The organism is Butyricicoccus sp., from assembly GCF_977037065.1.
On sequence record NZ_CDRQNY010000003.1, the window covers coordinates 37,790 to 58,956 of the forward strand.

Here is a 21,167-nt window from a genome sequence, read left to right on the forward strand (position 1 = left end):
CGGTAATACTTGATGTATTACCGCAAAATCACAACAAAGTCAGGGCACAAAATTTCCGCAAAGCGCCGCAGCTTTAATTGTGCGGTATTGCCTCATCTCTCTTCCGAACGGCTGCGGTACTCGCGCGGCGAAACGCCGACGTGCTTTTTGAACAGATAGCTGAAATAGTGCGAATCCTGATAACCGACGTCGAACGCAATATCGCTCATGCGGCTGTTGCCCTCGGTCAGCAGATGCTTTGCCGCCTCGATGCGGACAGCGGTCAGATATTCGACAAAGGTCTGACCGGTCTCCTGCGAAAACACGGTAGAAAAATGGTTCGGACTGAACCCGACCTCTGCCGCCACCATGTGCAGTGAAATACCGCTGTCCGCATAATTTTCGCGGATAAACTCCTTTGCACGGCTGATTTCCGCGCTGTATCGCACATTCTGATGGCGATAGCACAGACGAGTCATGCGGCCGAGCACCTCGGCGGCACAGGCCTTTGTGCCCTCGAGCGTCGCCGCCTGACTGAACACCGCCTGCGGATCCTCCGGAGGCGGAATGCTGCCTGCCTGCACCTCATCAGCCAGCTGAGAGGCTGTGACGAGCAGATTCATCAGCAGATAATACCGGTACAGCACGCTCTGCATGTCCTGCGCCGCAGAGTCGCCGAAATAACCCTCGACAATACGCGGCACGTCCTCGGGGGCGGCATGCCGCAGCTTGTCCGCCAGTGATCCGCCTGCCGAGAAATCGAACTCGTGCTGCACACCGGCAAAGTCCGTGCTGCCGAATACGCCGTTGTCCGCACACGCGGAGGCCTGCAGCAGCGTATCCTTCGCCGTGCGATAGCTTTCCGGCAGGGCGCTGACACGGGAGACCGGTGCGCCGATCGCGCACAGCGCGTTCCAGCCCAGCACCTGACAAAGCTCGTGCCGCAGGTTCTGACAGAACTCGTAGGCGGTTTCGCGCACAGCTTCCTCGGTCTCTCCGCGCAGCAGAAGCACCAGCCGGCGGCTGCCGCGGAAAAAGGCGCAGACCTCGCTTTCCTCGCCGCACAAACGCTCGGTCAGCGCGCGCACCTGCTCCTGCACGGCATTTTCCGGCAGACGCACGATGCACACCAGATACTGCTTTGCTGTCAGCAGCAGCCCCCAGCGTTCTCCCTGTACAGCCGCCTCTGCAGTCGGTACGCTGCCCGAGAGCAGGTCGTTGAGAAAATGCTCACGCAGTACGTCCTCCTCGCGTTCACTGCGGCTGTTTGCGCCCGCCGAGCGAAGCTGCTGCTGCTCCTGCTCAATCTGCTCGGCAACCTGTCCGAGCGTTTCAAGCAGCTGCGCCGAGCTGACCGGCTTGAGCAGATACGCGTCCGCGTGCAGCGAAACCGCCTTCTGTGCATACTCAAATTCATCGTGTCCGCTGAGGAACACAATACGCAGCCACGGCATGGTGCGCCGCACAACCTTTGCCAGCTCCAGGCCATCCATAAACGGCATGCGGATGTCCGTAATGAGCACATCCGGCTTCATTTCCATCAGCATAGGCAGTGCCATTTCGCCATCCGGCGCTTCACCTGCAAACAGAAAGCGTCCCTGCTCCTTTTCAATGCAGTTGCGGATGCCGTCCCGGATGATCTCCTCATCATCCGCAATGAATACACGCATCATAGCGTTTTTCCCTCCTGTTCGTCCGGTACGGTGAAGCTGATGCGTGTGCCGTGCCGGTATTCACTCTCGATCGTCAGTCCGCAGCCGTAATACAGCCGCAGACGCTGTTCTACATTGCGCAGACCGTAGCCGCCCTTGCCGTCCGGGTCAAGCGGTGCGCCGTTCTGCAGCGAGGCCCGTACCTCAGCAAGACGCTCAGGTGTCATGCCCATGCCGTTGTCCTCCACGGCGAAGTACATGCCGCCTGCCTGCCTGCGGCCGGTCACGGTAATCTGTCCTCTGCCGCGCCTGCGCTTAATGCCGTGATAAATCGCGTTTTCAACCAGCGGCTGCAGCACGATTTTCAGCATATGCCGCTCGTGCAGCGCCGGATCAATATCAATCGTATACCGCATGATGCTGCCGTACCGCACCGACTGAATCTGCAGATAGTTTGCAACGTGCTGTTCCTCGCGCTCGACCGTGATGTAATCCGCGCCGCGGCTGAGCGAGATGCGCAGAAAGCCGGTGAACGCCATCGTCATCTCGACAACCTCGCTGTTGCGGCCCTCTTCAGCCAGCCAGACGATGGTTTCCAGCGTATTATACATGAAATGCGGCGTAATCTGCGCCTGCAGCGCCCGCAGTTCGGCTTTTTTGATGGTCTTTTCCTGCTCGACCCGCTCGTGAATGAGCGCACCCAGCTGCTCCGCCATTGTATTGAGATCGCGTGTCAGCAGATGCAGCTCGTCGATTTCGGTCGGCGGGACACGCTCGGTCAGCTCACCGGCGGCAATGCGGTTGGCAAACTGCTCCAGCTGCCGCAAAGACGCGCCGATCGCACCTTCCAGATTGTCAGACGCCCGAATCGTCAGCCAGATCATCACGCCGACCAGCGCAATGAGTGCAAGCGCTGCCGCACCCAGTCCGTGCTGAATGCGCGCGTTGAAACGGCCCATGCGGGCGATCTCATTCTCGATATAGCGGTCGAGCATGCTGCCCGCCAGATGGCCGACGCTGTGAATCTCGCGATACAGCGATTCGTTGCGGCTGACTGCGGCACCGGCGTCCATCTGCGTTTCCAGCTGATCAACGTAGCTGTCGATCGTGCGGATGGCGCGCAGCGCCGCATTGAGATACTGTGCCTCGTCCTCTCCGGCGCTGTCCAGCATGTCGTTCAGTTCCCGCAGAGCGCTGTCGATCAGCATCCGCTGCCGTCCATCCTCGAAGGAAATGCGGCCGGAAACCACATTCCACACCTCATCCGGCAGGTCCTGCACCAGCACAGTGCGAACCTCGGAGGCACGGGTCGTCAATGCAATATCCGCGCCATAGCGCTGTGTCAGCACAACCAGCAGACCGGCCAGCACGCACACCGGTAAAATCATGCAGACCACACTGTGCAGCAGCGACCGCCGCAGCAAGCCGTGCAGGCTGTGATGGGATTTACGCATCGGCTGTTCCCTCCTCCGTCAGCACGGCGGTGTCCGCCAGAGCGATATAGGGTTTCCACGGTGCCTTCGCAATCTGCTGGGCTGCGTCTGCGGTCAGTTCAGCCAGCTGCGTATCATCCAGTCCGCCGATTACGGCAACCTCCCCCTTTTTCTGCAGCGCGCGCAGCTCTGCACCGCCGCCAAACGCACAAATCAGCACATCCTTGCCCGGTTTACGGCCGTGGCTGTGCAGATAATCCACCGCACCGAGCGCCATCGCGTCATTCTGGGCGAAAATATAGCCGATTTCGTCCAGATGATCCTCCATCTCCTCCAGTATTTCGCAGCCGCGCGAGCGCATGCCGTCGCCGCACAGGCTGTAGGTTACGGTCAACCCGTGTTCCTCCAGAGACGCGCGGCAGCCGCGTGCAATCTCTCTTGCGTCCGAAGCATTTACCGTGCCGTAAAGCTCCAGTACACCGTCCCGCGGCATGCGCTGCTGCAGAAGCGCATCCGCCGCCTGCTCGGCGAGCGACGCATAATCAAATCCAATATGCTGCAGCGGCACATCATCCACGCCGCGTATCGCGCGGTCTATCGACAGCAGCGGCACGGAGGCGGATTTTGCTTCGCGCAGCACGTTGTCCCAGCCGCTTTCCACCAGCGGCGTAAATGCGATTGCGTCCACCTGATACACGATCAGCGCACGCACGGCTTCAATCTGCGCCTCCTGCGTGCGCTCGACCGGCATTTCCAGCACTTTGAAGCCATGTTCCTCCGCCGCATGTACAAGCGCTTCGGACTGCGCTTCGCGCCGGTCATCCTCTGCCGCCGTGGTGACAACGCCGAGCACCGGCACATGGGCATTCTCTTTCTCCGGCTGTGCCAATCCCTGCAGCAGCCGCAGCATCGCAACTGTGCAGAGCAACAGCAATGCCGCCCCTTTCCATCGTTTCATGGTTTTCTCTCCGTTTCTCATTCTCTCCTGAATGATTTAATCATATCACACTTTGGAGGAATGAGCCAAATGTATTTGACAACAGTATAAAAACTATCCAAATAAGCGCCCATGACATTGTGCATATTTTCCTATTTGGACAGAGGAATATCTTCCGGCGCAGTCGGATCTGCTTGCATTGGCTGCCGATATGCGGTATAATATGATTACACAAGGAAAGACAAATGCACGTCGTGCACGCGAAAAGCCCCGGTGTTGCAGCACCGGGGCTTTTCTATGCCGTTTGGTAGGAGGCGGCTTATTCCTCAGGCTGACTACCGGTTACTGTTTCTGTCCAGCCGTTTGCAAATGTAATATGCAACTACACTCGCCGCAACAGAAATAAGGAAAGACAAAGTGATAGACATCGTGCACACCCCCTTTCTCTACCTTTATGGGGGCGGTAGCACTATCAGTATATCATAGCCGCAGAAAATCGACAAGTATCGACAAAAGGAGCGCAGATTGCAAACATCTGCGCTCCTTTTGCACCTGTATTACCGATCTTCTTTTTCTGTCGGAATCTCCGTCTGCTCGGCTTCACGCGCCTTCCTGCGCCGACGGCGCAGGACCGCAACAGCGCCGCCTCCGGCAGCAGCCAACAGGATCACCGGCCAGAACATCACCGCACCGACGATGAGCGCGCGAACCGCGTCAACCAGACCGCGTGTTCCGGTCTTAGCCGCCTGCGTGAGCTGTGCGCCGAAGCCGCTGCCCTCAGGCGTTGCGGTCAGCGTCTGAACCTCTTCCAGATCCACATAGAAGGTCGAAAATCCGACCAGATCATCGTAATGGCGCTTAGAGCCGGTCAGCGAGTCGATCTCGTATTCACAGTCGGCCAGCGCGTTCTCGAGAGAGATAATATCCTCCATCTTGTCCGCCTGATCGAGCAGCGCCAGCAGCCGCTCGTGCTTGGTGTTCAGCGTTGCCAGACGGGTTTCGATATCGGTATACTGCTCGGTCACATCCTCGCTCGAACGCGAGCTGTACACCACATGCACGCTGCTGCCGAGTTGCTCGTAAAACGCCTCAAACTTCTCCTGCGGAATGCGCAGGACATAGCTTGCATGCCGGCTGCCCGCATCGCCGGAAAGACTGCTCGATGCAAGGTAGCCGCCTGCATCCGCTGCCATTTTCTCAATATCTGCAGAGGCTTTGTCGAAATCCTGCGTTTCGAGCGTCAGATTGGCGTTCAAAATCAGCTTGGCATTCTTTCTCACCGCAGAAAAGTCCGCACCGCTCTCAGCGGTATCTGCCGACGCGTCCTCGGTCCAGCCGTTCGCGTCATCCGGCATACTGCCGCTGTCACCGGCTGCCGCCGATGCCGAGTTACCGACGCTTGCTCCGCAGGCGGAAAGCAGCAGCAAAATTGCAAGGAACAGGGGGAACAATCGTTTTTTCATAACAGACACCTCGTTTCTTGAGCGGTGCGGCGCACAGCCGCTGTATTTTCTCTTGTTACTTGATTAGACGAGATGCCGTGCGATTTGGTTCCCTCTGTTCTGTATATCAATCAAACAATTTTTAATACCGCATTCTATTGAAATCACGGTCGATTTTGCGTCTTTCTCTTGCAACCCTGTCGTTCTTCACCTATAATAGAATATAATAACCGAATAAATATTCAGCAAACCAGGCGAAAGCCTGCGGCGCAAAGCTAAGAAGCCGCTTTCGCAATGACTGCGAAACCGACTTCACAGGGCCTGTAAAATGGCAGCCAGCTGCCTCGTTTGAGATGCACAGATGCATTACCGATGCAGCAGTGCATCTTTTTTCTTTTACAGAGAAATGCCGGACGCATTCCGGCTTACGGAGGGGTATATGAACAGAATTACAACCAGACTGAAACGGTACAGCTGTCTGCTGCTGTGCCTCTGCCTGCTTATGCCGCTGCTGCAGGGCACAGCCGCCGCTGTGCAGGATTCCTCTGTCGTGCGAGTTGCATGGTATCCTGATTCCGCCTACAACATCACCTGCGAAAACGGCGAACGCAGCGGCTATGGCTACGAATATCAGCAGTCTGTCGCCGCATATACCGGCTGGACCTATCATTACATCGAAGCAAACTGGCTGGATTCACTGAACATGCTGCAAAAGGGCGAAATCGACCTGATGGCCGGCGTATCCTACGCCGAGGGCCGTGCCCAGACCATGCTGTTTTCCGATCTGCCGATGGGCGAGGAAAAATATTACCTGTATGCAAATCTCGCCGCTGCCAATATTTCCGTATCCGATTTGACCACCCTGAACGGCAAGCGCATCGGCATGCTGTCCGAAAGTATCGCGACCACGCAGTTCTGCGAATGGGAGACGCGCCACGGTCTGCACACCGAGCATGTGACCATCACCAGCGACGAGGACGCAGCCGCCAAGATCGCCAGCCGCGAAATCGACGGTTTTATCTCGGTCGAGAGTCCCCAGTGGCAGAAATACGGCCTGTCCGCGATCACCTCGTTCGGCAGCTCGGATGTTTACTTCGTGATCAGCAAAAGCCGTCCCGACCTCAAGGAAGCGCTCGATAATACCATGCGCCGTATTGCACACGACAAGCCGTTCTATCAGGATGATCTGTATCAGCGCTATCTGTCTGCCCAGTCGGTCGAGCTCCTCTCGACCGAGGAACAGGACTGGCTCCGGCAGCATGGCGCCATCCGCATCGGTTTTCTGAATCATGACACCGGCATCAGCACCTTTGATATCCAAACCGGTGATGTTACCGGTATTCTCACGGATTATGTCGTATATGCGACGAATTGTCTGGGGGATAACGCCTTGCATTTCGACCTGCACGGCTTTGACACGCAGCTTGAGCAGCTGCAGGCACTGCAGAACGGTGAGATCGACCTGATTTTTCACACCAGCCAAAACCCGCGTGCCGCCGAAGAGAACGGTCTTGCACTGTCGAACACCGTCTTGAGCTTCAGTCAGGCGGCGCTTACCACGAAGAACTATTTTAATGAGCTTGAGCCAAACACCGCTGCCATCCCCAAGAACGATTTTTCGCTCAAGCAGTACCTTTCCTATAATTATCCCAAGTGGACGATCCTCGAATACCCTTCAGCGAATGACGCGATCAAAGCCATGCGTACCGGCAGTGCGGACTGCTATGTAATGCGTGCCGGTCAGCTGCCGCGCTATATGAAGGACAAAACGCTGTACCGCGTGTTCCTCACACAGCCGAGCAAGACCTCGTTCGCCGTACGGCAGGGCGATACGGCTTTGCTGTCCATCCTGAACAAAACGCTCAAAACCATGCCTTCTTCCCTGCTGACCGGTGCACTTGCCATGTACGACAGTGCGCCCGAAAAGGTCACCGCTGCGGACTTTGTCAAGGACAATCTGACCACTGCCTCTGCTGTGTTCATCCTGCTCTCTCTGCTGCTGTTCGGTCTGTTCCGCAAGGCCCGGCAGTCCGCCAAACAGGCGCAGGAGCTGAACCTCAAGCTGCAGCAGAGCCAGACAGAGCTGCAGGAGGCGCTCACGCAGGCCAAGGCTGCCAACGCCGCCAAAACAACGTTCCTGAACAACATGTCGCACGATATCCGCACACCCATCAACGGCATCATCGGCATGCTGACTATCATTCGCAAAAATAAGGACGACCACGCGCGCATACGCGATTGTCTGCATAAAATCGAGCTGTCCTCTCAGCTGCTTCTGTCTCTGGTGAACGATGTTCTGGATATGGCTCAGCTGGAAAACGGCACCGTCATTCTGCGGCGCGAATCCATGAATCTGGATGAAGTCTGCGGCAGCATTACCAATTCGGTGCTGTTTCAGGCGGAAGCCGCCGGTCTTACCATCACCGGTGAGCATGACGATTTTTCCGGCATTTACGTCCGCAGCAGTGCGCTGCATCTGAAAAAAATCCTGATGAATCTGTTCACCAACTGCGTAAAATACAACAAGCCCGGCGGTTCCATCCACATGCAGATGCACATGCTCGAACGGACGGACGAGAAGATCACCTGCCAGTTCATCATCGAGGACACCGGTCTGGGCATGTCCGAGGATTTCATCAAAAACCACCTGTTCAAGCCGTTTGAGCAGGCGGACGAGTCCTCCCGCTCAAGCTATATGGGCACCGGACTCGGCATGTCTATCGTGCAGCAGCTCGTCGAGCAAATGGGCGGCACCATTTCGGTGGAGAGCAAACTCGGTGAAGGCAGCCGGTTTACCGTCGTACTGCCGTTTGAACTCGACCGTGACGCGACCGCAGCAGCAGCTTCGACGCAGACACCGTCAGATATTTCCGGCGCGCGGCTGCTCGTTGCCGAGGATAATGAGCTCAACATGGAGATTGCAATCTTCCTGCTGCACGACAGCGGTGTGCAGACCGTGCCGGTGCAGAACGGCAGGCAGGCGCTTGCAACCTTCCGAGACTCCGAGCCGGGCAGCTTTGATGCCATTCTCATGGACGTGATGATGCCTGAGATGGACGGTCTGGAGGCTGCAAAAGCTATCCGGGCACTCGACCGGCCGGACGCGAAAACCATTCCGATTATCGCCATGACCGCCAACGTCTTCAAGGAGGACCGCGAGAAGTGTCTCGCCGCAGGCATGAACGCGCATCTGTCTAAGCCGCTTGACGCCGAGGCGATGAAACGAACCATCTCCGAGCAGCTGAAAAAGCGGAAGTAAACACAAAAAGCGGGAGAAACCTTTGGTTTCTCCCGCTTTTACTCTGCAAATCTTACTCAATTTCCTCGTCGTGCTCCATGGCTCTGACAAGCGGCGCCACCATCTGCTTCTTCCGGCTGACAACGCCGGGCAGGACGACCGAATGCTCGCCGCAGTCGGTCTTGAAGGCCGCACGAACCAGCTGCTGCGCGCCCTTGCCGACGTAGAGCAGCTCTGTCTTTTCCTCGATAATGTTGGTCAGCATAGCGAACAGCATGGACAGACCGCTCGATGCCAGGCAGCTTTCCATGTACTCGAGCATTTTATCACGGATGCCGGACAGCTCGTTCTCACTGACACTCGTCACCTGCGAAATCGCAATCTTCTGATTCTGCGCCTGGAAATACTTGAAATCCATGTGGAACAGCTCATCCATCGAGCGATCAAGCAGACGCGAGCTGGAACGGAACATTTCTGTTGCATACTGCTTGATGTCCAGACCGGCAATTTTCGCCAGCTCTTCTGCAGCCATGCGATCAAGCGGCGTACACGTCGGCGAGCGGAACATCAGCGTGTCCGACAGGATTGCCGAGCACAGCAGACCCGCGATTTTCGGCTCGATCTCCACGTTGTGCTCATGGTACATCTGCGTGATGATGGTCGCGGTGCAGCCGAGCGGCTGATTGCGGAAGTAGATCGGTCCGCTGGTTTCCACCGAGTCAATGCGGTGGTGGTCGATGATTTCAACAATATTGGTCGAACGAATGCCTTCGGCGGCCTGATCGCGTTCGTTATGATCAACCAGAATGACCGACGGACGCTCCAGATCCAGCAGGTTGCGCTGTGAGAACATACCGACATATCGTCCCTGTTCATCCATCAACGGGTAATAGCGGATACGCTTCTTGGAAACCGTGCGCTTTACATCCTCAACCGTTTCCTCCGGCTCGAAGGTGATAAGTCTCTTTTTCCGCATCACATGCCGCACCGGAACCGCCTGACCGATAACCTTGACACAGGTGTAGGTATCATACGGGGTGGCGATGATGGAAACGCCGTTTTCCGAGGCCAACTTTCGGATGGTGCGCGAAACCTTGGAGCCGAGACCGATGACCATGCAGCCGGCGCTCATCTCAATGGCGCACAGCTGGCTTTCGTAACGGTTGCCGAGAATGACCATATCGTTTTTGCCGATGTAGTCCTCGAGCACGTCCGGATTAGCCGCCGCAACGACCACACTGCCCTGCTCAAACCGCTGGTCAATGTCGCCAACCTCGAGCGTGCCGTCAAGCACATCGACCAGATTGCGATAGCTGGTCTTGGCCTCCGCCAGCGCATTGGCGTCCTGATCCTCGATGTAGAAGCGCGCGATGTCGCCCAGCGTCAGCAGACCCTTCAGATGGCGATCCTCATCGACAACGGCCAGCGTCTGAATGTCATTTTCGTTCATGTAATCCCATGCACGGTGCAGCGACAGCTCCTCGCTGATGCCCGGCACCTCACGGTACTGCACATCGCTCAGGCGTGGCTCAAACGACTTGATGTAGCGTGGCGGCTCCACGCCGAAGCGTTCGAGCACAAATTTGGTCTCCGCATTAACGTGACCCGCGCGGCAGGCTATGTATTCTCCGCCGGTCAGTCTGCGCTTGAGGTGCGCATAGCAGATTGCAGAGCAAATGGAATCCGTATCCGGATTGCGATGCCCGATAACAAAAACTGGGTTCATGCACTGATGCTCCTTTATGTGATAAGGGATGGCTCCCCTTCGGAATCCGTTTGATGGAATGAAACCTTGTGGTTTGATTGTATCATTTAACCGGGGAAATAGCAAGGTACGGAAGAGGAATCCAACCCCAAACCCTCTGCAACCGCATTGCGTATGCGATGGAGCTGACCGTACGGATTCCGCCGCTGCACCGAAAATCCTGCCGAAGTCCGCTTCTCCGTCTGTTCACCTATCTTTTGAAAAAACGAAAATCGCAGCAGTCACCGCCGCAGCCCAACGTTTTTGTGCGCGAAAAGCCAAGCTTGCGCAGTCCGCCATAGGTCACGTCATCCACATCGCAAAACAGCGGACACAGCTCCGGACAGCCGTTTTCCCGGCACGCCGTGTGCCAGAGACACTTGGTGATCGACGCGGAAAAGTGCGTTTTATCGTGTGCCTGTGTACTCTCCCACAAGTCGGAGGTGCGCATGACTTTGAGAAAGCAATAGCTGTAAATCCGATAAAATCCCGGCATAAGCTCCATTTTCGCCGTGAAAGCGTGCTTTTCTGCTGCCACCCAGTCCATCATGTACGTCCGCATGTGCGCAAAGGTTTCCTCTGCAGGCAGCTCTGCCTGCAGCACCTTGTACAGCGCAATGCGCGGCAGAATGGTCTGCACCAGTGCTTTCATCTGGCTTTTGGACCTGTTTGCTGCGGTTTTGATTAACATATCCAACGTTTTTTCCTGCCGTGAAAACAGCAAGCCGCCCCTGCTCCCGCCGAAGGTCTGTATCAGAAATACCTTGATTTGCTTTTGCTGTTTGCTTTGCATAATTCCTTCATCTCTTTGCTTTTGCGGGATTCCAGTGTCAATCGTTAGTTAGTTCATCCTAACCATATCACACCGGCTTCCAATATGCCACCTTAATATACGAAAACCCTGCCGTTAATCGACACGGGATTGCTTTTCGCCAGTCTCGTTTGCTTTGTTATTCCGCGCAGAAATACGCAGTCTGCAGTTTCCCAGGGTGCTTATACCGTACCACTCTCGTTCCGCGAGCATGGCAGAAATGGAAAACAACCTGCAAAAAATTGAAGGAAATAGAAAGAAAGACAAGTCTGGGCAAGTACAGCAGACGTGACAAGGAGAACCTGCAGATTGCAGAGAAGGTGGAACAGCTACCTATGCAGCATCCGGACAAAGGCTATCGCCGTATCCGAGATGACATCGTTGGTATCCTGCTCAGTGAGCCGGCACTCGACAGCAAGGCGTCTGCTCTATCCACCGAAGCGTTTCAGTGAGATCGTTTTGGGTAATCTTCCAAAATCATTCGTACACCAAGACAATCCCATTCCTGCATCGTCAGCCTTTTGTCTCCCCGTGCGCGATATTGTCCGCAAATTTCATCCATATTGTTAAAACTGCGAAAAATGCCTTGCATATTCCACACAAAAAGTGCTATAATCATTGCGAAAAAATAAAAAGGAGGCAAGCCCTATGGACAGTTGTGACAGACGAAATGTACATATGACGATGGATACAGACTATACTGCTGTTTCGAGTGTCCGTAAGCATCCTCTTTTGAAATAAGCGCTGAGCCTTGCTCCATCGTGATGAACAAGTCCACAACTGATGTTTGTGTCACTGTATCTGTTACGGTGGATTTTTTGTGCCCTTTTCCGGGCACAGAAGGAGGCTGATTATGAAAAAAGCAACATGGAAAAAAACATCCTTTGCCGAGAAAATCGTTGAGATCATCCGCACCTCCCCTTCGATCAATGAGATGCGGGAGCAGCTGCAGGATTATCACGACAACGATATCGCACAAAGTCTGCAATTCCTAAACCGCGCGGAACGCAATCTGCTGTACAGCGCACTTGATGCGGAATGGCTGGCGGAGATCATCTCCTATCTGGATGATCCGGCAGAATACATTGATGAAATCGGCATTGACAAGCTGGCCGAAATTCTGAACGAAATGGATGCGGACGACGCGGTCGATCTGTGGGAGAACATCGACGAAAGCGTAAAAGTAAAGCTGCGCCCGATGATCGATGACGAAACCAAGTCAGCCATCCTGCTTATCAATTCCTATGACGACAGCGAAGTCGGCAGCCTGATCACGACCAACTACATCTGCATCAAGCAGAACCTGACCATTCGGCAGGCCATGCACGAGCTGGTAAAGCAGGCCGGTGAAAATGACAACATTGGAACGATTTATGTAGTCGATGATAAAAACCGCTTCTGCGGTGCAATCGACCTGAAGGATCTCATCGTTGCCCGAGAGAACGTTCCGCTGGATTCCATCATCAGCTACGCGTATCCGTATCTGCTCGACCACGAGAAAATTTCAGAGAGCATCGAGAAGATCAAAGATTATGCCGAAGACTCCCTGCCGGTGCTGAATAAGGATAGAAAGATCATCGGTATCATCACCGCACAGGACGTTGTCGAGGCCGTGGATGACGAGCTCGGCGAGGACTATGCAAAGCTCGCCGGTCTGTCCGCCGAGGAGGATCTCAACGAAACCACCAGGGAAAGCATGAAAAAGCGTCTGCCGTGGCTGATCATCCTGCTGTTCCTCGGCATGGGCGTTTCGACCGTTGTCGGTGCATTTGAAGGCGTTGTAGCCGTGCTGCCGGTCGTCATCTGCTTCCAGTCGCTGATTCTCGATATGGCCGGCAACGTCGGTACGCAGTCGCTGGCGGTTACGATTCGTGTGCTGATGGATGAAAAACTGAGTGCTAAGGACAAGCTGCACCTCACCTTCAAGGAAATGAAGGTCGGCACCTGCAACGGCGCGCTGCTCGGCATTATGGCGCTTGTCTTTCTCGGTGCATACATAGCGCTGTTCAAGGGCTATGCCATCGGACATGCGTTCCTGATCTCCGGCTGCGTTGGCATATCACTGCTTGTAGCGATCGTGATTTCCAGTCTGGTCGGTACGCTCGTGCCGATCCTGTTCCATAAAATCAAGGTAGACCCGGCAGTTGCGTCCGGTCCGTTGATTACGACGATCAACGATCTGGTTGCCGTTGTAACCTATTACGGTCTGGCATGGATTCTGCTGATTCAGCTTTTGCATATTGTTTGAGCGAAAAAACACCCTCTATATCGGATGATATAGAGGGTGTTTGTTATCTGTTTTTGCTTTTAATCGTGCTTTCTGCGGATACCGAAGTACGCCAGTCCCATTGCGGACAGACCGCACAGAGCCGCCCACAGACCGCCGATATCGCCGGTTTTCGGAACGCTGGACGTCGGAGTCTTGCTGTCGGGAATGTTCACTGTCTTCGTTTTATCCGGCGTCTTGGTCTGTGTTTCCGGCTTGGTCGTCGGAACCTTGCCGTCCGGGATGTTCTCCGTCGGCTTCAGCGGATCAAGCGGTGTAGGCTGATCCGGAATGTCAACCGGAGGCTTCGGATCGGGATCGGGAGTCGGTTTCGGGTCCGGCTTGTGGTGACCGCCGCCGCCACCGCCGCCGCCGGATCTCTTGCTGTTGGTGATGGTAAAGCCATCTGCCATGCTGCCGGAAATCGAGGTATTAAAGCCGTCAACGGCCTCCTCTTCGACGGTATAGGTGTAAGCGCCGTCCAGATTTGCAAAGGTGTACGACCAGGTCTTGCCGTCCTTGTCGGTAGATCTTTCGCTCAGAAGCACCGTACCGATCGCGGTTCGCGTGCCATCCTTCGCAATGCGGATAAGGTTTACGGTAACAGCGGTCGGATACGTGCTTGCGCCGCTCCAAACCTTGTGTACGGTGAGGGAAACCGGATTTTCCAAGGTGTCCTCACCCGGGATGATCACTTCGCCGTTTGTGCCGACACCGCCGCCGCGCTCTGCGGTATTGCCCATAATCTTGAGCGGTGCGGTTTCAGCCAGTGCCTTGCTCTCTGCGGAAACAACAGCCTTGAGACCGTAGCCATTGGTCGCACCGGAAGCCGGCTTAACCGGGGCACCCGGATTCGCTGCATCGTAGCGGTCGCCTCCGAAAGCACCGTAGTTTTGATCACCCGCGCCGATCGAGGTATCGCGGTACCAGGTTACCAGTCCGCCGCCGTACATCTTGCCGCTGAAGCTGGTGGAATACGTCTCGTTCCACTTAAGCAGGAATGCCGCATCATCAGCAGATTTGCCTGCCGTGTTGCCAAATACAGCTGCATCCGTGCCAAGGCTTACCGTGCCCACCGGGCAGGACCAAATGCCGCCGCCCTGAATGGCTGCCGTGTTTGCGGTGATCAGCGCATTCTTAATCGTGATCGACCACGGTGCATGGCTGACGTAAACGCCGCCGCCCTGTCGACGCGCTTTATTGTTCACGATATTGCCGCCTTCGAGTACAACGCGGTCTCTGCCGGACCAGCTGTATACACCGCCGCCGCAGGATGCCGTATTGTTCGAAATCGTGCCGCCGGTCATGTGGAACCGGCCGCCGCCAACCGTGTCATTCTCGCTCAGAACGGCCGTTGCAACGCCGCCGCCCATGCCGTTGGTCTTGTTACCGGTAATCGTGCCGTTTGTCATTTCAAATGCTGCGTTACCCTCTACGAAGACACCGCCGCCGCCTGCATTCGGCTTCTGAATTGTATCGGAAGCGACTGCCGTGCTGTTGCCGGAAATCGTACCGCCGGACATGGTGAACGTGCCGTTCTCACGCACGCATACACCGCCGCCGCGCTTTGCCGTATTGTCGGCAATCGTGCCGCCGTTCATGGCAAGAGACGAAGTGCCGTTTACGAGTACGCCGCCCGCAGCGTTATACTCCGATGCGGTATTGCCCGAAATCGTGCCGTCGGTCATCGTCATGGTGCCGTTTGCGAGGGCAACCGCGCCGGAAGACTGGTTCTTGAACATACATCCGGTGATTTTGCCGCCGTTCATGGCAAATTTGCCGCCGTTCTTCACATAAACCGCGCCGCAGTTTGCGGAGGACGAAGCGGAAATGCTGCTGAGCTCGCCGTTCCCCATGGTGAAGGAGCCGCCGTCTACCGTAATCGCACCCATGTTCGAGCCGCTCAGGCTCATGCGGGTAATCGTGCCGCCGTTCAGCGTCATTGCGCCGTTTACCTCGGCAAACGAGCCTTTAGCGATGCGGAAGCAGGAGAAATTGAAGCTGCCGTCCAGAATCAGTGCCGCGTCTTGCTCCACGCGGAAAGCCGGACCGGCGAAGCCGTTCTTGAACACAACCGAAAGGCCCTTGCCTTCATCGGTCAGCGTGATGGTCTTGCCGGACGGAATCGTAACCGTGCCGTCTATAATGAAGCTCTTGTTTGCGGTAATGGTGGTGTTTCCCTCTGCTGCCGCGTCAACGGCCTGCTGCAGCGTGGTTTCTTCGCCTTCGCGGATGTTTTTTCCATCGACAGTGACCGCAAACTTTACAGCAACACCGGCAGGAATCGTCAGCGGATTCGAGTCAATCGCAACATCTGCCGAGCATGCTTCAATATAGAAGTAGGTGATATTGGTATCTTTGTTAAATGCCTTACTGCCGATGGTCTGCAGCTGGCTTTTGCCCTTGCCCTGTTCGCCAATCTGCACGGAAGTCAGCTTGGCGCAGGTGCTGAATGCACCGGCCGAGATGGTCTGTACGCTGTCGGCAAGCTCCAGCTTTTCGATACCGGTTTTCGTGAAGGCTGCCGTACCGATGGAAACAACCCCTTCAGGGATAATCAGCGTGCCGGAAAGATTCGGACAGTTGTAGAATGCGTAGTTTCCAATATTTTTCAGCGTGCCTGGGAACATAACACTGCTGATGGCAGTGCCGCGAAATGCATAAGTACCCAGAAAATTCAGCGCATTCGGCAGAACCAAATCGCCCTCAATCTTGACATCCTTAAACGCATTATTTCCAATCGAAGTAATCGAATTCGGCAGCTGTAATTCTCCGGTCAGACCGCTGCCGCTGAATGCGCTTTCGCCAATCGACGTAACAGAATCCGACAAGTGCAGCTTGGTCAAACCTGCACACTTGCTGAACGCACTCTTGCCGATGACCGTGATATGAGACCAGTCAACGCCGGTAATTCCGGTGCTCGAAAATGCGTTTTCCGGAATTTCGGTAATGCTTTCCGGCAAAATGACCGTGCCGGTGATACCGGTCGTATTTGCGAACGCGCGGATACCCAGAGACTCGAGCGCATCAAAGGTATGCTCACCCAGCTCCAGCGAGAAGGACTTCATATTATTGAAGGCTTCCTGTCTAATGCTCGTCAGTGCGGAGAAATTCAGGCCTTCCAGCGTAGTCAGCGAAGAACAGTTCATAAATGCCTGAATACCGACAGAAGTGACCTTGGACAGATCAGCGACCGAAGTCAGCGCCGAGCATGCCGTGAACATATAGTTGCCGATTGCGGTAATATTATCCATGCCGTCAACAGTCGTCAGCGACTTCTGACCGCGGAAGGCATACTCGCCGATTTCCAGCGGCAGACCGCCCAGATCAACGGTTTCCAGTGCGAGACTGCGGTGATTTGCCCAGTCAAACGCATGCTCCTGAATGCCGACAACCTTGTATTCCTTATCGTCATAGGTTACGGTTTCCGGAATAACCAGCTTGGTCACGCTGTCTGCGCAGCCGGTAACAACGGCATCGCCCGAGGAAACATCATACCGGATGCTGTCCTGCGTAAACGCGGTGACTGCATACGCCGCAACCGATACCTGCTCGGCAGATTTTTCTTCAGCAGGCTTCTCCTCTGCCGGAACCTCAGCCGCAGGCGCTTTCTCCGCCGGTGCGGACGGTGCCGTCTCGGCCGGTGCTTCAGGTGTACTCGGCGATGCAGACTCGCCCGGTGCAGACGGCTCGCTCGGCACAGACGGCTCGGCATTCTCGCCAGTGCTCTCTGTCGGAGCGGGGCTGCTCGTGTCCGGTGTGCTTTCTGTATCGCTATCCTCTGCTTCCGGAGCGGATGCTGCGGGATCGCCGCTCTCGGAGTAACCGGTGTCGGTGCTGCCGTCTTCCGCTTCAGCCGCAAATGCTGCAAAAGTACCCGTACTGAACGTCAGATTAAGCGACAGCAGGATGGCCATCAGCCTTGTAAACTTTTTGCTCATACTACTCAGTCCTTTATCATGAAATCAGGAAATATATCCTCCTCGCCGGTGGTCCGTATCCGCGACAGACGAGGTGTTTTCTCTGTATGGTATAGCTTACCATACAGGGGGTACAAAAAAAGGATATATTTTGGCAGAAAGCCTTCCATACTATATCGGCAAAACGTAGAAATTATTGCTATGCGATTGTACAATGTGATGAAAAGCACGGTCAGTCATGTGAAAACAATCAAAATCTGCACGAAATATCCAGTATCAGCGCATCTGACAGATATAATTTTTTCTGTCAAACGAGGAAATATATCCAATTTTACAACTTAAATCAGATATACTATAATAATATGCAAAAAACGAGGTGAGCGTATGAAGCCCCAAATACGGACTGTGATACTGTTTTTTCTGACAGCGGTGTTTGCCGTCAGCGCATTCATGCTGGTGCGCCAAATGACGAGCTACCGTGCAGGCGATGAAGCCTACGCTGAGGCTTCCGAGATTGCCGCGATACCCGAAGTGGCGGAGGTGGAAACCGTTCAGCAGCCGACCGAACAGCCGCAGCAGGAAACGCAGACCGAACCCGAACCCGCTCCGTCTGCCGACCCGTATGCACAGGCGCTGGAGCAGATGGACCTGCCCGCTCTGCAGCAGGTCAACAGTGATGTCATCGGCTGGATTGCCATTCCGGGCACCGAGATTTCCTATCCGCTGGTGCAGGGCACGGACAACGACTATTATCTGACACACACCTGGAACAAAAACAGCAGCGCAGTCGGCGCGATTTTCATGGACTGCCGCTGCTCTGCCGATTTCAGCGGCTTTAACACTATCGTGTACGGTCACCGGATGAACAACGGCTCGATGTTTGCCGCGCTGAAGCACTACAAAAAGCAGGATTTCCTGCAGGCACATCCGCAGGTATATGTGACCAATGCAGGCGGAACCCATGCGTACAGCATCTACGCGGCCTATGAGGCAGCGCTTGACGGAACCGCGTATTACAGTGCGTTTTCCGATGAAACAATCAAAAAAGCCTTCATTGACGAAGGTGTTTCCCTGTCGGTGATCCGCACCGGCGCAGTACCGACCGTAAACGACCATATTCTCACGCTTTCCACCTGCACCGGCAACGGGCATGCAACTCGCTGGGTAGTGCAGGCGGTCATGGAATAAAAAAGCATCCCGCTTGCTGTGCTTCAGCAAGTGGGATGTTGTTATATACTCTTATTCTTCCTCGTCCGCCAGCTTTGCCACGCGGACAAATTCATCCATTTCGCGTGTGCGCCATTTCTCCTTGTGGCTGAAAATCTGGCGGTAGAGCGAAATATAGCAGTCCTCGACCGACAAACGGATCAGCCTTCCCTCTTTTACGCTGTTCTCGACTGCGTACCACGGCAGAAAGGATACACCGCGGTCAATCTCAAGCATGCGAATGAGCAGCGAGGTATCACCGCACTCGAGCGACGGCGTAAGGATGGTCCGCCGCGCGGCAAGACGGCGGTTGAGTACACGGCGATAATTATCCTGCTCGGTAAGGAAAAAAGGCTGCGTGAGCAGTTCCTCAATCGTCAGCTCTTTTCCGCCCAGCTCCTCGCGCAGCGATGCAGATGCCACAAATACGATTTCCTCGCGCTGCTCCATCAGCTTGTTCCAGTTGTTGCTGTACAGCGGCTCATCGAGCACATAGATCATGTCCAGCTCGCCGCGTTCCATGTGCTCGATCAAATCTTCCGGCTCACCGACCGTGATGCGGATAGACACTTTCGGGTTGAATTTGCGGTACAGATGCAGCACTGTCGGCAGTTTGAGACATGCAAGCGACTCAATCGTGCCGATATGCAGCGAACCGTGCAGCTCTGCCGTGGACGTGACCGACATGCGTGCCTGATTGACCTGATTCATCACGTCGCACGCATGGCTGAGAAAACGCTCGCCCGTGTCGGTCAGCGCGATACGCTTGCCCATGCGGTCGAACAGACGCGTGTCCAGTTCCTCCTCCAGCTGGCGTATCTGCACCGTTACCGCCGACTGTGAGTAGCCGAGGCTCTCTGCTGCGCGTGAAAAACTCTTAAACTGTGCTACCCGAATAAAGGTTGCAAGCTGCCGAAGCTCCATGAATTTCCCTCTCTCCCCTATATTATCAATATTTTGAATCGAAATGATGAAATATATGAATTTGACTTAACCCATTAAACAGAATATACTAAATCTGCAAAGAGGTCAAGAAAGAAATTGGAGGTTTACCACAGATTTTTTTATTATCCTTTTTACACAAAAACCGCGTCCTATTTTATAGCATTTCGCCTAAAATAAGCGGTTCTTTTTGTGTCCGGAGGCAAAAAATCTCGGCAGACTTCCACGGCAGCAGACCAAAGAGGGGCAAACAAACGGCCTGCGCCGCAAAGGGTAACACCGCATAACCGAACAAGTGCACTTTCCGTAAAGTGCCGCAGTTCAAATTGTTTGGTGCTGCCCGCCAAAAAAGGAGGAAAAAGAAATGGAAGAAAAGAAAAAATTCAAACTCGGATTACTGCCCAAGCTCATCATCGCCATCATTGTCGGCATCCTGTTCGGCCAGTTCCTGCCGGAAGGCTTCTGCCGCTTTGTGGTAACGCTCTCGTCGTTCTTCAGCCAGTTCCTGTCGTTTATCATCCCGCTGATGATCCTCGCGTATGTTACCATGGGCATTGCTAACCTCAAGAGCGGCGCGGGCAAGCTGCTGCTCATCACGGTTGCCATCGCCTACTGCTCGACCCTGATCGCAGGCTCGGCTTCGTTCTTTGTAGCCGACACCCTGTTCCCGCACTTCATGAGTGCGGATGCGCTCGACAAGATCGCCGCAACCGCAGGCAACTCGCTGGAGCCGTACTTCAGCCTGGAAATTCCGGCGCTGATGAACACGCTGTCCGCTGTTGTTACGGCGTTTGTGCTCGGTCTGTGCATGTCCAGCCTGCGCGGCAAGACCATCGGCAACACGCTGTACAACGGTGTGTCCGACTTCTCCGGCATCATTGACTGCGTACTGCACAAGGTCATCATTCCGCTGCTGCCGCTTTACATCTGCGGCACGTTCACCGATATGACCAAGTCCGGCAAGACCTTTGCTATCCTCGGTATTCTGTGGAAGGTATTCATCGTTGTTATCATCATGCACCTGATCTGCATCTGCATCCAGTTCGTAATTGCAGGTCTGGTCAGCCACAAGAACCCGTTCACGCTCATCCGCAACCAGATTCCGGGCTACGCAACCGCACTGGGCACCCAGTCCTCTGCGGCTACCATTCCGGTCAACCTGCAGTGCGCTGAGGCAGACGGCGTTTCCTCGGAAATCCGCAACTTTACGGTTCCGCTGTGCGCGAACATCCACATGGCAGGCTCGATGATCACCATTACCGCCTGTGCGACTGCCGTCTGCCTGATGAACCAGCTGCCGATCTCCATCGGCACGGTCATTCCCTTCATCATGACCCTCGGTATTGCCATGGTGGCGTCTCCCGGTGCGCCGGGCGGCTCCATTATGACCGCCCTGCCCTTCCTGTACATGATCTTCGGCACCGAGGCCGGCGACCCGAGCGGCCCGATCTGCGCCATCATGGTTGCACTGTACATCACGCAGGACTCGTTCGGCACCGCATGCAATGTTTCCGGCGACAACGCGATCGGCGTGATCGTGGAGACCATCTACCGCAAGTTTATCTGCAAATCCTCCGCTCAGTAAGGAGAATCCCCT

General features: G+C 55.1%; 12 protein-coding genes. 4 read left to right on the forward strand and 8 right to left on the reverse strand.

Annotation, left to right across the window (positions count from 1 at the left end; all coding sequences use genetic code 11):
- Positions 1-92: 92 nt before the first annotated feature.
- The 4 genes from ACWVX6_RS01830 to ACWVX6_RS01845 all read right to left on the reverse strand — a co-directional run bounded on the left by ACWVX6_RS01830 (position 93) and on the right by ACWVX6_RS01845 (position 5,464).
- The gene (locus ACWVX6_RS01830; protein ID WP_455152184.1) at positions 93-1,652 is read right to left on the reverse strand and encodes a response regulator; all 1,560 of its coding nucleotides are present in this window, start codon (positions 1,650-1,652) and stop codon (positions 93-95) included.
- Positions 1,649-3,085 carry a histidine kinase gene (locus ACWVX6_RS01835; RefSeq protein ID WP_455152185.1) on the reverse strand — a complete coding sequence of 479 codons (1,437 nt, stop codon included), beginning with the start codon at positions 3,083-3,085 and terminating at the stop codon, positions 1,649-1,651. The genes ACWVX6_RS01830 and ACWVX6_RS01835 overlap by 4 nt, the downstream gene beginning before the upstream one ends.
- A complete protein-coding gene (locus tag ACWVX6_RS01840; protein ID WP_455152186.1) occupies positions 3,078-4,022 on the reverse strand; it encodes a substrate-binding domain-containing protein in 945 nt (314 codons plus the stop codon). Before ACWVX6_RS01840 ends, ACWVX6_RS01835 begins: the two co-directional genes overlap by 8 nt.
- A 536-nt stretch (positions 4,023-4,558) precedes the next feature.
- Positions 4,559-5,464: a DUF4349 domain-containing protein gene (locus ACWVX6_RS01845; protein ID WP_455152187.1), complete on the reverse strand. Its 906-nt coding sequence runs from the start codon at positions 5,462-5,464 to the stop codon at positions 4,559-4,561.
- A 418-nt stretch (positions 5,465-5,882) separates the two neighbouring features.
- Between ACWVX6_RS01845 and ACWVX6_RS01850 the strand changes: the two genes are divergently transcribed.
- The gene (locus ACWVX6_RS01850) at positions 5,883-8,702 is read left to right on the forward strand and encodes an ATP-binding protein (protein ID WP_455152188.1); all 2,820 of its coding nucleotides are present in this window, start codon (positions 5,883-5,885) and stop codon (positions 8,700-8,702) included.
- A 52-nt stretch (positions 8,703-8,754) separates the two neighbouring features.
- On the opposite strand, the gene ACWVX6_RS01855 is transcribed toward ACWVX6_RS01850, so the two are convergent.
- Both ACWVX6_RS01855 and ACWVX6_RS01860 read right to left on the reverse strand, forming a co-directional pair.
- Positions 8,755-10,407, reverse strand: a complete 1,653-nt coding sequence (locus tag ACWVX6_RS01855; protein ID WP_455152189.1) for a putative manganese-dependent inorganic diphosphatase — start codon at positions 10,405-10,407, stop codon at positions 8,755-8,757.
- A 229-nt stretch (positions 10,408-10,636) separates the two neighbouring features.
- Positions 10,637-11,116 carry an L-2-amino-thiazoline-4-carboxylic acid hydrolase gene (locus ACWVX6_RS01860; protein ID WP_455152190.1) on the reverse strand — a complete coding sequence of 160 codons (480 nt, stop codon included), beginning with the start codon at positions 11,114-11,116 and terminating at the stop codon, positions 10,637-10,639.
- A gap of 973 nt (positions 11,117-12,089) precedes the next feature.
- On the opposite strand from ACWVX6_RS01860, the gene mgtE reads away from it, so the two are divergent.
- Positions 12,090-13,484, forward strand: coding sequence for a magnesium transporter (gene mgtE, locus ACWVX6_RS01865; RefSeq protein ID WP_455152191.1), 1,395 nt, complete (start codon positions 12,090-12,092; stop codon positions 13,482-13,484).
- Positions 13,485-13,543: 59 nt separating this feature from the next.
- Here the strand turns inward: mgtE and ACWVX6_RS01870 are convergent, their stop codons facing one another.
- The gene (locus tag ACWVX6_RS01870; RefSeq protein ID WP_455152192.1) at positions 13,544-17,443 is read right to left on the reverse strand and encodes a leucine-rich repeat protein; all 3,900 of its coding nucleotides are present in this window, start codon (positions 17,441-17,443) and stop codon (positions 13,544-13,546) included.
- A 363-nt stretch (positions 17,444-17,806) separates the two neighbouring features.
- Between ACWVX6_RS01870 and srtB the strand changes: the two genes are divergently transcribed.
- Positions 17,807-18,610, forward strand: a complete 804-nt coding sequence (srtB, locus tag ACWVX6_RS01875) for a class B sortase (protein WP_455152193.1) — start codon at positions 17,807-17,809, stop codon at positions 18,608-18,610.
- 51 nt (positions 18,611-18,661) lie between these two features.
- Here srtB and ACWVX6_RS01880 read toward each other — a convergent pair whose 3' ends face one another.
- Positions 18,662-19,552, reverse strand: coding sequence for a LysR family transcriptional regulator (locus tag ACWVX6_RS01880; protein ID WP_117752182.1), 891 nt, complete (start codon positions 19,550-19,552; stop codon positions 18,662-18,664).
- A gap of 382 nt (positions 19,553-19,934) precedes the next feature.
- On the opposite strand from ACWVX6_RS01880, the gene ACWVX6_RS01885 reads away from it, so the two are divergent.
- On the forward strand, positions 19,935-21,155 hold the full coding sequence (locus tag ACWVX6_RS01885) for a dicarboxylate/amino acid:cation symporter (RefSeq protein WP_119189859.1): 1,221 nt from the start codon (positions 19,935-19,937) through the stop codon (positions 21,153-21,155).
- Positions 21,156-21,167: the final 12 nt, after the last annotated feature.

Bases quoted from the DNA above. Each gene is read 5' to 3' on its own strand.
- ACWVX6_RS01860 (WP_455152190.1), bottom strand. From the start codon at position 11,116: ATGTTAATCAAAACCGCAGCAAACAGGTCCAAAAGCCAGATGAAAGCA.
- ACWVX6_RS01885 (WP_119189859.1), top strand. From the start codon at position 19,935: ATGGAAGAAAAGAAAAAATTCAAACTCGGATTACTGCCCAAGCTCATC.
- ACWVX6_RS01840 (WP_455152186.1), bottom strand. From the start codon at position 4,022: ATGAAACGATGGAAAGGGGCGGCATTGCTGTTGCTCTGCACAGTTGCG.
- ACWVX6_RS01880 (WP_117752182.1), bottom strand. From the start codon at position 19,552: ATGGAGCTTCGGCAGCTTGCAACCTTTATTCGGGTAGCACAGTTTAAG.
- ACWVX6_RS01830 (WP_455152184.1), bottom strand. From the start codon at position 1,652: ATGATGCGTGTATTCATTGCGGATGATGAGGAGATCATCCGGGACGGC.
- ACWVX6_RS01870 (WP_455152192.1), bottom strand. From the start codon at position 17,443: ATGAGCAAAAAGTTTACAAGGCTGATGGCCATCCTGCTGTCGCTTAAT.
- ACWVX6_RS01835 (WP_455152185.1), bottom strand. From the start codon at position 3,085: ATGCGTAAATCCCATCACAGCCTGCACGGCTTGCTGCGGCGGTCGCTG.
- ACWVX6_RS01855 (WP_455152189.1), bottom strand. From the start codon at position 10,407: ATGAACCCAGTTTTTGTTATCGGGCATCGCAATCCGGATACGGATTCC.
- ACWVX6_RS01850 (WP_455152188.1), top strand. From the start codon at position 5,883: ATGAACAGAATTACAACCAGACTGAAACGGTACAGCTGTCTGCTGCTG.
- srtB (WP_455152193.1), top strand. From the start codon at position 17,807: ATGAAGCCCCAAATACGGACTGTGATACTGTTTTTTCTGACAGCGGTG.
- mgtE (WP_455152191.1), top strand. From the start codon at position 12,090: ATGAAAAAAGCAACATGGAAAAAAACATCCTTTGCCGAGAAAATCGTT.
- ACWVX6_RS01845 (WP_455152187.1), bottom strand. From the start codon at position 5,464: ATGAAAAAACGATTGTTCCCCCTGTTCCTTGCAATTTTGCTGCTGCTT.